The following is a 14,536-nucleotide window of genomic DNA, read 5'->3' as shown; positions in this document are numbered from 1 at the left end:
CCCCCGATCCTAGTCGGGCTCGGACCCCTCTCCCTCGGAGCGCGCGGCGAGGTACGCCTCGACTGCGGCGCCCAGGTCCTCCGCGGTCGGCAGCGCGTCCGCGGGGCCTGCGAGCAGCGATCGGCGGGGCTCGTCGGCCGAGCGGTCGTCGAACCGCTGCTCGAGGGCTGCGACGAGCTCACGCACTTCGGCCGAGGCGGCGACCTGCTCCGCGACCTGCCGCTCGACCTCACGGGCGGCCTCACGGAGCCGGTCGCTCGGGAGCATGAGGCCGGTAGCGGCGCCGAGGTGCTCGAGGCCGGTCACCGCCGCTCCGGGGTATTCGGCTTCGGCGAGGTAGTGCGGGACGTGGACGACGAAGCCGGTGACGTCGTGCCCGCCCTCGATGAGCCGGAGCTCGAGGAGGTGGCCGATGGCCGCCGGGAACTCGACTGTCGGCTTCCAGCGCGAGATGCCCTCGAGGAGGTCGGGACGGCTGCCGTGGACGGTCACACCGAGCGGCCGGGTGTGCGGCACGGGCATCGGGATCGCGTGGAGCCAGGCGGTCGCCGTCACCTCGAGGTGCTCGACGAGCCCGACGACGGCGCGGACGAACCGCTCCCACTGCAGGTCGGGCTCGGGGCCGGCGAGGAGGAGATAGGGCCTCCCGAGCCCGTCTGCGAGCCGGTACAGGGCCAGCTCGGGCGGGCTGTACCCCTCGAGGTGGTCCTCGACGAAGCGGATCCGCGGGCGCCGCGAGCGGTAGTCGAGGAGCTGGTCGGCGTCGAAGGCGACCACAGCACCCTCCGACTGCTCGCGGATGAGCTCGTCGACCACCTGCCGCACGGCCTGGCCCGCATCGGCGAAGCCGGTGAAGCCCATGACGAGGGGGAGGCCGCGCAGCCCGGGATCCTCGGAGAGTCCACTGGCGGCGGTGTAGAGGCCGGCCGGCTCCTGGAGCGGCCCGGGCACGGGATCGATCACTTTGGGGTCCTCTCTGGATTTCCTGCCACGTTCCAACACACTGCATCCCTGACCCATTCCCTCCCGTCCCTCCGCACTCCCTCCCCCCTCCGCGTCCGCCTGTTCCGATCCGCTTCCCTCCGCCCCCACCCCCCACGGGCGGCTACGATCGGAACCAGACCTGAAGCAAGTCCAGCGAAACCCGAGCGCGGCCCGGTTCGAGCCGGCGCGCAGAAGCGAGGCCACCGAAGTGTTCAGCAACCGCGAAGTCACCCTGGAAGCCGTCTCCAAGGACCTGCGCCGCACGCCGAGCGACGTCGTCGTCGTCGGCGTCGCCGCCGGAGCGGACGGCCCCGTGCTCCTGGACAGCCCCCTCGGTGCACGCAACGCGGAAGCGGTGGGCTCCACCCTGCGCTCTCTGGGCATCACCGGCGCGGTCGACCAGCTCCACCGCCTGCCCGGCTTCCCCGAGCTGGGCGCGCCCGTGCTCGCGCTCGCAGGCGTGGGGAAGGTCGACGCCGACGGCTCGCCGCGCCCGGAGGCGCTCCGCCGTGCCGCTGGTTCCGCCGTGCGGCAGCTGGCGGGCACGGACACGGTCGTCCTCGCGCTCCCTGCCCCGGGCGAGCAGGAGGTCGCCGCCGTCGCAGAGGGCGCGGCCCTCGGCGCCTACTCGTACACCGAGCTCAAGAGCGCGACCTCGGACGGGGTGCGGTCGAACGTCCGCCGCGCCGTGATCCTCTCCCCCGCGGCCGGGACGCGCGGCGCGCAGCGGGCCCTCGAGCGGGCAGGCGTGCTGGGCGCTGCGGTCAACAGCGCCCGCACACTCGTGAACATGCCTCCGAGCCACCTCTACCCCGAGGTCTTCGCCGACGCGGCCCGCGAGCTCGTCAAGGGCCTGCCCATCAAGGCCACCGTCTGGGACGAGAAGAGGCTCGCGAAGGACGGCTTCGGCGGCATCCTCGCCGTCGGCCAGGGCTCGGCCCGCCCCCCGCGCCTGGTCAAGCTCGAGTACGTCCCCGCCCGCGCCGCGCGGGCAGGCCGGGAGGCGGGCTCCGTGCACCTGGTGGGCAAGGGGATCACCTTCGACACGGGCGGCATCTCCATCAAGCCGGCAGCTCAGATGGACCAGATGAAGAGCGACATGGCCGGGGCCGCCACCGTCCTCTCAGCGGTCACCGCCGCGGCGCGGCTGGGCCTCGGCGTGGGCGTGACCGCGTGGCTGTGCATCGCCGAGAACATGCCTTCAGGCACGGCGCAGCGTCCTGCCGATGTCATCACCATCCGCGGCGGGCGCACTGTCGAGGTGCTGAACACCGACGCCGAGGGGCGCCTCGTGATGGCGGATGGGATCGCGGCCGCGAGCGAGGAAGCGCCGGGGGCGATCATCGACGTCGCGACCCTCACGGGCGCGGCCCTCATCGCCCTCGGAACCCGGACTGCAGGGATCATGGGCGACGAGGCGGTGACCGGACCGCTGCTGGAGGCCGCACGCGCCGCAGGCGAGCCGGCGTGGCCCATGCCGCTCCCGGAAGAGCTCCGGGCAGGGCTGGACTCGGCGACGGCGGACATCGCCAACGTGGGCGACCGGCCCGGGGGCATGCTCAGCGCCGCGATCTTCCTCAGGGAATTCGTCGGCGACCGGCCCGACGGGACCCCGATCCCCTGGGCGCACCTGGACATCGCAGGCCCTGCCTTCAACACGGGCTCCCCCTATGGGTACACGCCCAAGCAGGGCACCGGCTCGACCGTCCGCACACTGGTCTCGTACCTCGAGGCGCTCGCCGAGGGCGCCTCGGCCTGACCAGCCGGAGCCTCGGGGCCCGGCACGGAGAGACCACGTCCGAGCCGGGTTCCAAGATGCGGATTTGATCTTCCGAGATTCGGAAGTGCTAGAGTTCCCGTGACTCTGACCACATGCCCGAGACATTCGGACGGGTGAAGGTGGAGCATAGTCGGTCAGGGATATAGGGTTTCCCTGATACCCGGCCTGTGCTGACCGCGGCAGGCCGGAGACAAAGTCACATCCGACGGCGGAGATCACTGCCGTCATCAAAGGCGAGGAGCGTCCACGTGGCCGAGACGGCAACTGCGCAGGAATTCGACATCTTGGTCCTCGGCGGCGGAAGCGGCGGCTACGCCGCTGCACTGCGCGCCGTCCAGCTCGGCTTCACCGTGGGCCTCGTCGAGAAGGCGAAGCTCGGCGGGACCTGCCTGCACAACGGCTGCATCCCCACCAAGGCGTACCTGCACTCGGCCGAGCTCGCGGACCACGCCCGCGAGTCCTCCAAGTACGGCGTCAACGTCTCGCTCGAGGGCATCGACATCAATGCGGTCCGCGCCTACAAGGACGGCATCGTCGCCGGCAAGTTCAAGGGCCTCACGGGCCTCATCAAGGCCAAGGGCATCACGGTGATCGAGGGCGAGGGCCGCCTGGTCGGCACCGACACGATCGAGGTCAACGGCACCGCGTACAGGGGCAAGAACATCGTCCTCGCGACCGGCTCGTACTCCCGCAGCCTCCCGGGCCTCGAAATCGGCGGCCGCGTCATCACCTCGGACCAGGCCCTCGAGCTGGACTTCATCCCCAAGAGCGCGATCGTCCTCGGAGGCGGCGTCATCGGCGTCGAGTTCGCATCGGTGTGGAAGTCCTTCGGCGTCGACGTGACGATCGTGGAGGGCCTGCCCTCGCTCGTCCCGAACGAGGACGCCGCGATCGTCAAGCAGCTCGAGCGCTCCTTCAAGAAGCGCGGGATCAAGTTCAACACCGGCACCTTCTTCCAGGGCGTCGAGCAGGACGAGAACGGCGTCAAGGTCACCCTCGTCGACGGCAAGACCTTCGAGGCGGAGCTCCTCCTCGTCGCCGTCGGCCGCGGCCCCGTCACGGCGAACCTGGGCTACGAGGAGGCCGGCGTCACCATCGACCGCGGCTTCGTCATCACCAACGAGCGCCTCCACACCGGCGTGGGCAACATCTACGCCGTCGGCGACATCGTCCCCGGCGTGCAGCTGGCCCACCGCGGCTACCAGCAGGGCATCTTCGTCGCCGAGGAGATCGCTGGCCTCAACCCGGTCATCGTCGAGGACGTCAACATCCCGAAGGTCACGTACTGCGAGCCTGAGATCGCGACGGTCGGCTACACCGAGAAGGCCGCCAAGGAGAAGTTCGGCGACGACCAGATCGCCACCCAGGAGTACAACCTCGCCGGCAACGGCAAGAGCTCCATCCTCGGCACCGGCGGAATCATCAAGGTGGTCCGCCAGAAGGACGGCCCCGTGGTCGGCGTCCACATGATCGGCACCCGGATGGGCGAGCAGATCGGCGAGGCGCAGCTCATCGTCAACTGGGAAGCGCACCCCGAGGACGTGGCGCAGTTCATCCACGCCCACCCGACGCAGAACGAGGCGCTCGGCGAGGCCCACCTCGCTCTGGCCGGCAAGCCGCTGCACGGCTGATCCGACGCCCTCACCATTCGCACGAGAGAAGAACTAAGGAGCACGGGGACCTATGTCTGAAACCGTCAACCTTCCTGCGCTCGGGGAGAGCGTCACCGAGGGAACCGTCACACGCTGGCTGAAGCAGGTGGGCGACCGCGTCGAGATCGACGAGCCCCTCGTCGAGGTCTCCACCGACAAGGTCGACACGGAGATCCCGTCGCCGGTCGCCGGCGTCCTCGAGGAGATCCTCGTCGGGGAAGACGAGACCGCCGAGGTCGGCGCACCGCTGGCCCGCATCGGCGAGGGAGCAGAGAACGGCGGCGCGCCTGCCGCGGCCGCGCCCGCAGAGGCCGCCCCCGCAGAGGGGGCGCCGTCCGAGGCCGCCCCGGCCGAGTCGGGCAGCCCGGCTGCTGCCGAGGCGGCGCCGTCCCAGGCGCCCGCCGCCGAGGCACCAGCCGAGCCGTCCGCCTCCCAGGCTGCTGCTGAAGGCCACGAGGTCACCCTCCCCGCACTCGGCGAGAGCGTCACGGAAGGCACCGTCACGCGCTGGCTCAAGGCCGTCGGCGATGCCGTCGAGGTCGACGAGCCGCTGCTCGAGGTGTCCACCGACAAGGTCGACACCGAGGTGCCGTCCCCCGTTGCCGGGACGCTTCTGGAGATCCGCGTCCCCGAGGACGAGACCGCCGAAGTCGGCGCTGTCCTCGCAGTGGTGGGCTCGGGGGCTCCCGCCCAGGCTGCCCCCGTCGCCGAGGCCCCTGCCGCACAGGAGGAGCCCGCACAGCCGGCGCCGGCCGCAGAGCAGGCACAGCAGGCACCAGCACAGGAGCCGGCCCCCGCCGCACAGCAGGCACCAGCGCAGGAGCCGGCCGCCGCCGCACAGCAGGCCCCCGCGCAGCAGGCGCCTGCAGAGTCCGGTGGGTATGTCACGCCGCTCGTCCGGAAGCTCGCGAACCAGCACGGCATCGATGTCACCGCCCTCACCGGCACAGGCGTCGGCGGCCGGATCCGCAAGCAGGACGTCCTCGCAGCCGCCGAGGCCAAGGCTGCTGAGGCGAAGGCCCCGCAGGCGGCCCCCGCACCTGCAAGTGCCCCGTCGGCAGGCACTCCTGCCCCCGCAGCCTCGTCGCTGCGCGGCACCACCGAGAAGGCCCCCCGCATCCGCCAGGTGATCGCTCGCCGCATGCGCGAGTCGCTCGACACGTCGACGCAGCTCACACAGGTGCATGAGGTCGACATGACGAAGATCGCCAAGCTCCGGGACAAGGCGAAGGGCCAGTTCCTCGCCCAGAACGGGACGAAGCTCACGTTCCTGCCGTTCATCGCAAAGGCCGTCGCCGAGGCTCTCAAGCAGCATCCGAAGCTGAACGCCGAGTATGACGAGGCACAGCAGCAGATCACGTACCACAACGCGGAGCATCTCGCGATCGCTGTCGACACGGAGAAGGGCCTGCTGGTCCCGGTCATCCAGGACGCAGGCAACCTCAACCTCGCCGGCCTCTCGGCGAAGATCGCGGATGTCGCGGACCGCACCCGCAAGGGCAGGATCGGCCCTGACGAGCTCTCCGGCGGCACGTTCAGCATCACGAACATCGGCTCGGTCGGGGCGCTCTTCGACACCCCGATCATCAACCAGCCGCAGGTCGCGATCCTGGGCACCGGCGCCATCGTCAAGCGCCCGTGGGTGACCCAGAACGCCGAGGGCGACGACGTCATCGCCATCCGCTCGATGATGTACCTCTCGCTCACGTACGACCACCGCCTCGTGGACGGCGCTGACGCAGGGCGCTTCCTGCAGACGCTCAAGGCCCGTCTCGAGGAAGGCGCGTTCGAGGCCGACCTCGGCCTCTGACCTCGCTGGGAAAAGACTGACGGCGCCCGCCCCACACGGGGTGGGCGCCGTCGTCGTCCGCCTCCGGCGCCCCAGTAGACTCTGAGCCATGACCGCTCTGTCCATTACCTACAACGTCGTCGTCTTCCTCCACATCGTCGGCGCCGCCATGATCATCGGCCCGTGGATCGCCTCCATGAAGCAGCCCACGGTTGGCCCCCGCCAATTCGACGGTGCCATGACCCAGCTGCTCACGGGCGTGATCCTCATGGGCCTCATACCGGCACTGGACTTCGATGCGAACTACCCGAAGCTGATCGTCAAGCTCGTGGTCGCCCTCGTGGTGGGCGTGCTCGCCTTCATCGGCAACCGCAGGCGCAAGGCAGGCCAGACGGTCTCGCCAGGCCTCGCGCACGCAGTCGGCGGGCTCGCCCTGCTCAACGTCGCGATCGCGACCCTCTGGAACTAGCCCCGGCTCGGAACAACAGGCCCCGGCAGCAGCGTCACGCGCGGCTGCCGGGGCCGCTCTGCGCCCGGGTTGTGCCTAGGATGGCGAGGACGGCGCAGTCCCTCCCGGCTGCGCTACGGCACACCCACAGCAAGGAGCACGCATGGCTACCATCCGCAACGCGCACACCGTCTGGCAGGGCAACCTCTTCGAAGGCTCGGGCGAGACGACCTTCGACTACTCGGGCATCGGCACCTACGAGGTGACGTGGAAGGCACGCACCGAGGACGCCCGCGGCAAGACGAGCCCCGAGGAGCTCCTCGCCGCCGCGCACTCCGCGTGCTTCTCGATGGCGTTCAGCAACGAGCTCGACAAGGCCGGCTACAAGGCCGAGCGCATCGAGGCGAAGTCGGAGGTCGGGTTCCAGCCGGGCGAGGGCGTCACCGGCAGCAAGCTCACCGTCTCGGCCCGGATCCCGGGCATCGCCGAGGACGAGTTCCAGAAGATCGCCGATGCCGCCAAGAGCGGGTGTCCCGTGAGCCAGGCGCTCTCGATCCCGATCACCCTCGAGGCGACGCTGGAGTCCTGAGCCGGCGCCGCAAGGCGGCAGCGCCCGGAGTGCCCCGGGCGCCGGAAGACGCGAAGGCCCCCTCCGCACTGGGTGCGGAGGGGGCCTTCCCGCGCCCGGGGCACGGGTCCCCAGGCCCGGACCCCCGGCCTCTCAGCCCTCGTAGGCGGGCACTGCCTCCGCGGCAGCCCTGTCCTGGGGCCGCGGCGGAAGCGGTGCGGGACGAACAGAGCGGTAGCCCTCGCGCGCCGGGGGGCGCTGGGTCGGGATCTCCGCGAGCATCTCCTTGAGGACCCCGATCCCCTGCTCGAGCTGCGGGTCGATGCCGGCCCCGTAGGCGTGCGGCGGGTAGGGGACCTCGATGTCGGGCTCTACCCCGCGGTTCTCGACGTCCCAGCCGATCCCGCCGGAGAACCATGTCGCGTACCTCGGCTGGGTCACGCCGGTGCCGTCGGCCAGCCGGAACCGGTTGTCGATTCCGACCACGCCGCCCCAGGTCCTCGTCCCGATGACCGGACCGATCCCCCGCAGCTTGGCAACCTGGGTGATGATGTCGCCGTCGGAGCCGGCGAACTCGTCAGCGAGGACCACGACCGGACCGCGCGGCGCATGGTGCGGGTAGGTCCGAGGCTGCTCGCCCCGCGGCACACTCCATCCGGTCACCCGGCGCCCGATGAGCTCGGCGACCAGCTGGGAGGTGTGGCCGCCCCGGTTCCGGCGAACGTCGACGACGAGCGCGTCGAGCGCGGTCTCGGTGTCGAGGTCACGGTGCAGCTGCGCCCAGCCGCGTGCCCCCATGTCCGGGACGTGGAGGTAGCCGAACCGGCCCTCGGAGGCCGCCCGCACGAGGCGCCTGTTCGCCTGGACCCAGTCCTGGTACCGCAGCCGTTCCTCGTCCTTCACGGGCACGACGGCGATCCGCCGCCGCGCGCCGGCAGCCTCGCCGTGGGCGGGGCCGTTGAGCATGGTCAGTTCGACCGTCCTTCCGGCCGCCCCTGCGAGCGCCATCGCGGGCGGCAGGTCGCGGCGGAGGGGAACGCCGTCCACTTCGAGGACCAGGTCCCCGGGTCGCACGTCGGCGCCCGGCGAGGCGAGCGGCGAGACGGCGAGGGGGTCGGAGGACTCGCTCGCGAGGACGCGGCGCACCGTCCACCCGCCATCGAACGCGAACTCGGCTCCGAGTCGTCCCTGGCCCCCGGCCCCCGGCTCTGTGACGGTCGCGGGGATGACGTAGGCGTGGGAAGTGCCGAGCTCTCCGTGGAGCTCCCAGAGGAGGTCCAGGAGGTCGTCGTGCGAACCGAGGCGCGGGACGATCTCCCGATACCGCTCCCCGATCTCCGTCCAGTCGGCGCCTGCCATGTCCGGGGTCCAGAAGAAGTCCCGCTGGAGGCGCCAGGCCTCGTCGAAGGCCTGCCGCCACACGTCGAGCGGGTTGAGCCGGACGCGGATCCTGTCGAGCTCAACTGAGATGTGGTCGGGGTGGCTGTCCTCGGCCGGGGCAGCACTGGGCACGCTGTGCACGGTCTTCTCGCGGATGAACACGACGCGGCTGCCGTCGCCGCTCAGGCGGTACGAGTCAAGGGACTCGACGAGGGTCGTGACCGTCCCCTTGCCGAGGTCCAGCCGTTCGAGGCTCGGCAGCGGATCCTTGTCGCCGGGCTTGGCGCGGCCTTCCCCCGTGGCGCCCGCGAGGTCGCGCGAGAGCCACAGGAGAGCCCCCTCGGACGCCGTCAGGCTCGAGTAGTTGCCCTGGCGGACGGGGAGCGCCACCACGCGGTGGGCAATTCCCTCGAGGTCCACCCGGACCGGCGGGACCGAGCCGGCATCCTGGCCCTCCTCGCCCGCCCGGCGCGGGCCCGCAGCGGCGTCGTCTGCCTGCGCGCGCTCCGCCCCGAAGTCCGCGACACGGGGCCCGAAGGGTGCGGCCGTCGTGGCCGCGAGCGGGACCATGTAGGGCTTGATGGGGCTGGGGAAGGACAGGTCGAAGGAGTGCCCGTCGTAGACCGGGTCGAAGCTGCGCCCCGAGAGGAAGGCGAGATAGGCGCCATCAGGCGTGAACGCGGGCGAGGCATCCCAGAAGCGCCCATCGGTGATTTCTGCGACCGTCCCGTCCACGCAGTCAGCGATGCGGAGGCGGGACCGGCTCCCCAGTGCCGTGACAGGCTCGCTCCAGGCGAGCCATCTCGAGTCGGGGCTCCACGCGAAGTCATCGATGGTGCCTTGTCCGACACTGCTCAGAGTCTCCGCCGTGCCGTCCTCGACATCCACGAGGTGGACCTCGCCGAATGCGGTGCCGACGGCGATGCGGCGGCCGTCGGGGCTGGGGAGGAGCTCGGCGACCCGGCTCGCGGTCGGCAGCGTGATCTGCGTGCGCTGCCGGGACCCCTCCGCGACGGCGGCCGGTGCCTGCGCGTCGGCCGACGGCGTCGAAGGTGAGGCGGCCGCGCCCGGCCCCTCATCGCCCGTCTCCCCTGCGCTGCCGCGACGGCCCCGCAGGACGGCGGGCTCGAACGGCTCGGCCGCCGTTCCGTCGGCGGACCCGGCGAACGCACCGGCTGCCGGGACGGGGGCCGGGATGCCTACCGTGATGGCCTCTGCCGCCTCGGGCGCGGCGCCTTCGAGCTCGGCGGATGCCTGGGGCCCGGGGACGTTCACCGGGGCGTCCGCGAGGAGGCGCCGGATGAAGAGCCCCTCCTCTCCGCCGTGGTCCGCGATGTACGCGACCGACGGCCCCGCGAGGGGACGGGCGAGCCGAGCGCGCACGCCGGGGGTGGCCTCGACGACGCGGGACGGCCCGTCCCGGTGCGTGAGCCAGTGGACGGTCCCGTGGGCCTCGACGACGCTCGCGCGCCCGTCGGTGCTGGGCACGGCATCGCCGAGGTGCCGCCCCACGGCGAGCGGCACGGGGCGGCGCGAGGTCGATGCCGACGCGAGCGCGATCTCGAGCCGCCGCGCCTCGGCGTCGAGCTCGTCGAGGATCCACAGCTCTCCTGCGGACTCGAAGACGATGCGGCGGCCGTCGGTGCTCGAGTGGCGCGCGTAGAACCGGTCGAAGTCCGTGTGCCGGCGCAGGTCGCCCCCGCCCTGGTCGACCGAGTAGAGGTTGCCGATCCCCTCGTGGTCCGAGAGGAAGGCGACCCGGCCGTCCACCCACATCGGGTCCGAGAGGTTGCCGTCGAGGCCGGGGACAAGCCGGCGGAACCCGCCGCCGCCGTCGGCATCGATCCAGAGCCTGCCAGCGGTGCCGCCGCGGTACCGCTTCCAGGCCGCCGGCTCGCGCGAGAGGACGCTTCCGAGGACCACCGGGCGCTCGTCCCCGATCCGCGGACCATAGGCTGCTGAGGCGACCGGGCCGTAGGGGAGTTCCTCGGGCCATCCGCCGTCCAAGGGCACGGCGTACGCGTGGGTGAGCCGGGAGTCCGGCTGGTTGTGGGCGCTCACGACGACGGCCCGGCCGGCGGGGTCGAATCCCACGACTCGCGTCGAGGAGTGCCCGAAGTAGGTCAGCTGGCGGAAACCGCCGCCCTCGACGTCGGCGCACACGGCTTCCGGCGCGCTGCCCTGGACCGCTGTCCAGACCACGGTGCGGCCGTCCGGGGAGAAGCGCGGGGCCCGGGCTGGGAGGCCGAGGGAGGAGAGCCGGGACGCACGGCCCCCGGCCACGGGGGCGAGCCAGACGTCGTCCTCGGCGACGAACACGATGCGGTCACCGTGCACGTGCGGGTAGCGGAAGTAGCGGGAGCCAGTCATCCACCGATCATAGGCAGGAGCCCGGCGCGGGCGGGTCCCGCCGGACCGGCCCCGCGGCGATCGTGTCGCCGGTCACTCAGCCGCCCAGGATCTGCCCGACCTGCCAGCGCTCGGAGCCCTTCACGAGGACCACCTTCAGCTCCTGGTCCTTCCCCGCAGGCTGCTCGCCTATGCGCTCCCCCGCCTCGTCGACCACCCGGTAGCCGCTCGTCACCACGCTCACGCGCACGACGGCGGTGTCCCCCGCCGCGGCCGCACCGCCTCTCCCGGCGGGCGGCCCTGCCTCGAGCCGCGCTGCCGTGACGGTCGCGCTGAAGCCCTCGAGCCGGCGCCCCTCGCCCACAAGCGCCTGGACGAGGGACTCGTCGGCGTGGGCTGCCTGGGACCCGGGGGCGTTCACCTCGGCGAGCATCCCCAGGTCCCGGTCCGCGATGGCCCTCGCGCGGATCTCAGAGAGCGCCTGGACGGCCTGGACCGGATCGTCTGCCTCGGCGGAGCGTCTCAGGGACTCGGGAAGTCCACCCCAGCCGCTCGCCCCGGCCTGGACGGCAGACTCGGCCTGTGACCGCTGCTGCTGCGCGATGGACCCTGCCCAGACGGCGCCCGCCCCGAGGGCCACGAGCAGCAGGACCGCTGCCGCGGCCCCAGTGAGCACGGCTCGGCGCGGGACCGCGGCGGGCCCGGCAGGGTGCTGGCTTCGCGACGGCGGCGTCCTGGCCTGCGGGGCCGAGGCTGCGCCGCTGCCCCGCCGGCGGGACGCGCGGGCGGCCAGCCTGCGGTCGCGGCGTCGGCCCTTCCCGGAGGCGTCGTGGAGGCGGGTGAGCAGCTCGGGCAGGACGGACTCGTCGACTGCCGGGGCGAGGTCCACTGGCTCGGGCCGGGCGCTGCGGAAGACAGTCTGGCCGAACTCCGCCGCGGACGGCCGCTCGCGCGGGGCGTCGCGGAGCGCGGCCTCGACAGCCGCGGCGAGGGCAGCAGGGATGTCCTCGGCGACGAGCGCGAGCGGCGGCCGCTCCGCCGTGCGCGGAGGCGGCGACCCAGTGAGGCAGAACCAGACGAGGGCCCCGAGCGAGTACACGTCCCGCAGCGCGAGCTGCGCGGCGGCCCCCGGGCCCGCGCCGGGTTCCGGGGCCTCGAACCCAGGGGTCCCTGCCGCAACTGCAGCCGGGTCGCCGAGCATGCGGCCCAGGCCGAAGTCGGCCAGGATCGGCTTGCCCTGTGCCGTGAACAGGACATTCCCCGGCGAGACGTCGCCGTGCACGGTCCCCTCGGCATGCAGGCCTGCGAGCGTCTGTGCGATCGGGCCGACCGCGGTCACGGTCTCACCCGCGCTGATACGTCCGCGCGCGGCCACAAGGCGGGCGAGAGACCCGCCCGCGGCGTAGTCCGTGACGAGCGCGATGCCTGCGGCGTTCCTGCTCCCACCGTCACGAGCGGCGATGCCTGGGCACGCGCCGTCGGACTCGGCCAAGAGGACCTCGTGCACGGCCAGGATGTGCTCGTGTTCACGCGCGCCAGCGATCCTGGCCTCGCGGCGGGCGGCGGCGAGGACCTCCTCGGGGCCCGCCCCGGCTGGCCCTGGCGCGCGCACTACCTTGGCGGCGTGAAGGGCGCCCGTTGCTCCGTGGCGGACGAGCCACACGTCGCCCGACCCGCCTCCACCAAGGCGGCGGAGGGTCTCGTAGCCCGGCACACGGGGCACAGGCGCTCCCTCGGCCGGCACCGGGCTGGCTCCCTTCGGCTGCGGTTCCATGGCTCATGTCTACCGCAGATCGCGGAACGGCCTCAGAAGTTATCCACAAGCCGGGCCGCAGGCCCCGAGTGCGACCTTGGACACACGGCTTCGGCGCAGGCACGCTGCGAGGGTTAAGCTGGTCGGCATGACTCTTGCGTTCACCCACCTCGGGTTCGCGCCTGACTTCGTCGACTACGAAGCCGGGCTCGAGGCGCAGCGCAGCCTCCACACAGCCGTGGTCGCGCGCACTGCCCCCAGCACTGTCCTCCTCCTCGAGCACGCCGCCGTGTACACCGCCGGGAAGCGCACCGAGGACCACGAGCGTCCCCTCGATGGGACCCCAGTGGTCCCGGTGGACCGCGGCGGCAAGCTCACCTGGCACGGTCCTGGGCAGCTCGTCGGCTATCCGATCGTGCGGCTCGCGCAGCCTCGCGGCATCCGCGCCTACGTCGAGCTCCTCGAGGAGGTCATGATCACCGTCATCTCCGAGTATGGGATCAAGGCCGAGCATGTGGACGGCCGCTCGGGCGTCTGGGTCAGGGCCGACGAGAATGGACCGGACCGCAAGATCGCGGCCATCGGCATCAGCGTCCACGAGGGTGTGACCGGCCATGGGTTCGCCATCAACTGCAACAACAGCCTCGAGCCGTACGCCCAGATCATCGCGTGCGGCATCACCGATGCCGGCACCACCACGATCTCGGCCGAGTGCGGCCGGGATGTCAGCCCGAGCGACATCGCGGGACGCATCAGCCAGGAGCTCGCGCGCCGCGCCGGCGAGTTCGTCGCCGACGACTCGCGAGCAACCGAAGGAGCCCTCGTATGACGCTCGCCCCTGAAGGCCGCCGCCTGCTGCGGGTCGAGGCCCGCAATGCCCAGGTCCCGGTGGAGCGCAAGCCGGACTGGATCAAGGCCAAGGTCCAGATGGGCCCGGAGTTCGTCCAGCTCAAGGGCCAGGTGAAGAAGGAGGGCCTGCACACGGTCTGCGAGGAGGCCGGCTGCCCGAACATCTTCGAGTGCTGGGAGGACAAGGAGGCCACCTTCCTCATCGGCGGCTCCGAGTGCACCCGCCGCTGCGACTTCTGCCAGATCGACACCGGCCGGCCCTCCCCGCTGGACCGCTCCGAGCCGACCAAGGTCGCCCGCTCCGTGCAGTCCATGGGGCTGCGCTACGCGACCGTGACCGGCGTGGCCCGGGACGACCTCGAGGACGAGGGCACCTGGCTCTACGCCGAGACGGTCCGCAGGATCCACGAGCTCAACCCCGGCACCGGCGTGGAGATCCTCATCCCCGACTTCTCCGGCAGGCCCGAGCACATCGGCGCGATCTGCGACTCCGCCCCCGAGGTGTTCGCGCACAACGTCGAGACCGTCCCGCGGATCTTCAAGCGCATCCGCCCCGCGTTCCGCTACGAGCGCTCCCTGGACGTGATCAGCCAGGGCCGGGACCGGGGCATGGTCACCAAGTCCAACCTCATCCTGGGCATGGGCGAGACCCGTCAGGAGGTCTCCGAGGCCCTGCGCGACCTCCACGAGGCCGGCTGCGACCTGGTCACGATCACCCAGTACCTGCGCCCCTCCGAGCGGCACCACCCCGTGGAGCGGTGGGTCAAGCCCGAGGAGTTCGTCGAGCTCTCCGCCGAGGCCGAGGAGATCGGCTTCCTCGGGGTCATGTCCGGCCCGCTCGTGCGCTCCTCCTACCGCGCCGGCCGGCTCTGGGCCACCGCGATGCGCAAGAAGGGCCTGGAGATCCCCGCCCACCTGGCCCACATCGAGAGCTCCGGCACCACCCGCCAGGAGGCCGCAACCCTCCTCGCCGCCCGCAACGCC

10 protein-coding genes are annotated in these 14,536 nt (G+C 72.0%); 7 read left to right on the top strand and 3 right to left on the bottom strand.

What is annotated here, in order from left to right; all coding sequences use genetic code 11:
- Positions 1 to 9 precede the first annotated feature (9 nt).
- Positions 10 to 963: a proteasome assembly chaperone family protein gene (locus ABCQ75_RS14055; RefSeq protein ID WP_345886137.1), complete on the bottom strand. Its 954-nt coding sequence runs from the start codon at positions 961 to 963 to the stop codon at positions 10 to 12.
- Positions 964 to 1,192: 229 nt separating this feature from the next.
- Here ABCQ75_RS14055 and ABCQ75_RS14050 point away from each other — a divergent pair, with 229 nt between their 5' ends.
- The 5 genes from ABCQ75_RS14050 (at position 1,193) to ABCQ75_RS14030 (ending at position 7,242) form a co-directional block, all read left to right on the top strand.
- Positions 1,193 to 2,743, top strand: a complete 1,551-nt coding sequence (locus ABCQ75_RS14050; RefSeq protein ID WP_345886136.1) for a leucyl aminopeptidase — start codon at positions 1,193 to 1,195, stop codon at positions 2,741 to 2,743.
- Positions 2,744 to 3,012: 269 nt separating this feature from the next.
- Positions 3,013 to 4,395, top strand: a complete 1,383-nt coding sequence (gene lpdA / locus ABCQ75_RS14045; RefSeq protein ID WP_345886134.1) for a dihydrolipoyl dehydrogenase — start codon at positions 3,013 to 3,015, stop codon at positions 4,393 to 4,395.
- 52 nt (positions 4,396 to 4,447) lie between these two features.
- The gene (gene sucB, locus ABCQ75_RS14040) at positions 4,448 to 6,226 is read left to right on the top strand and encodes a 2-oxoglutarate dehydrogenase, E2 component, dihydrolipoamide succinyltransferase (RefSeq protein ID WP_345886133.1); all 1,779 of its coding nucleotides are present in this window, start codon (positions 4,448 to 4,450) and stop codon (positions 6,224 to 6,226) included.
- Between the two features lie 97 nt (positions 6,227 to 6,323).
- Complete coding sequence (locus tag ABCQ75_RS14035; RefSeq protein ID WP_345886210.1) at positions 6,324 to 6,674, top strand: hypothetical protein; 351 nt, start codon at positions 6,324 to 6,326, stop codon at positions 6,672 to 6,674.
- 142 nt (positions 6,675 to 6,816) lie between these two features.
- Complete coding sequence (locus tag ABCQ75_RS14030) at positions 6,817 to 7,242, top strand: OsmC family peroxiredoxin (RefSeq protein WP_345886132.1); 426 nt, start codon at positions 6,817 to 6,819, stop codon at positions 7,240 to 7,242.
- Positions 7,243 to 7,374: 132 nt separating this feature from the next.
- On the opposite strand, the gene ABCQ75_RS14025 is transcribed toward ABCQ75_RS14030, so the two are convergent.
- The gene (locus ABCQ75_RS14025; RefSeq protein ID WP_345886130.1) at positions 7,375 to 10,971 is read right to left on the bottom strand and encodes a S41 family peptidase; all 3,597 of its coding nucleotides are present in this window, start codon (positions 10,969 to 10,971) and stop codon (positions 7,375 to 7,377) included.
- Between the two features lie 76 nt (positions 10,972 to 11,047).
- Positions 11,048 to 12,724 (bottom strand): protein kinase domain-containing protein, encoded by a 1,677-nt coding sequence (locus tag ABCQ75_RS14020; RefSeq protein ID WP_345886129.1) that lies wholly within the window; start codon positions 12,722 to 12,724, stop codon positions 11,048 to 11,050.
- Positions 12,725 to 12,851: 127 nt separating this feature from the next.
- On the opposite strand from ABCQ75_RS14020, the gene lipB reads away from it, so the two are divergent.
- Together lipB and lipA are read left to right on the top strand one after the other, a co-directional pair.
- Positions 12,852 to 13,532, top strand: a complete 681-nt coding sequence (gene lipB / locus ABCQ75_RS14015; RefSeq protein WP_427916110.1) for a lipoyl(octanoyl) transferase LipB — start codon at positions 12,852 to 12,854, stop codon at positions 13,530 to 13,532.
- The coding region (gene lipA, locus ABCQ75_RS14010) for a lipoyl synthase (RefSeq protein WP_345886125.1) at positions 13,529 to 14,536 on the top strand (1,008 nt) is incomplete at its 3' end. The genes lipB and lipA, both read left to right, overlap by 4 nt.

The organism is Sinomonas halotolerans (assembly GCF_039615075.1).
Classification (GTDB): domain Bacteria; phylum Actinomycetota; class Actinomycetes; order Actinomycetales; family Micrococcaceae; genus Sinomonas; species Sinomonas halotolerans.
This window is presented reverse-complemented; position numbering and strand designations above follow the sequence as displayed.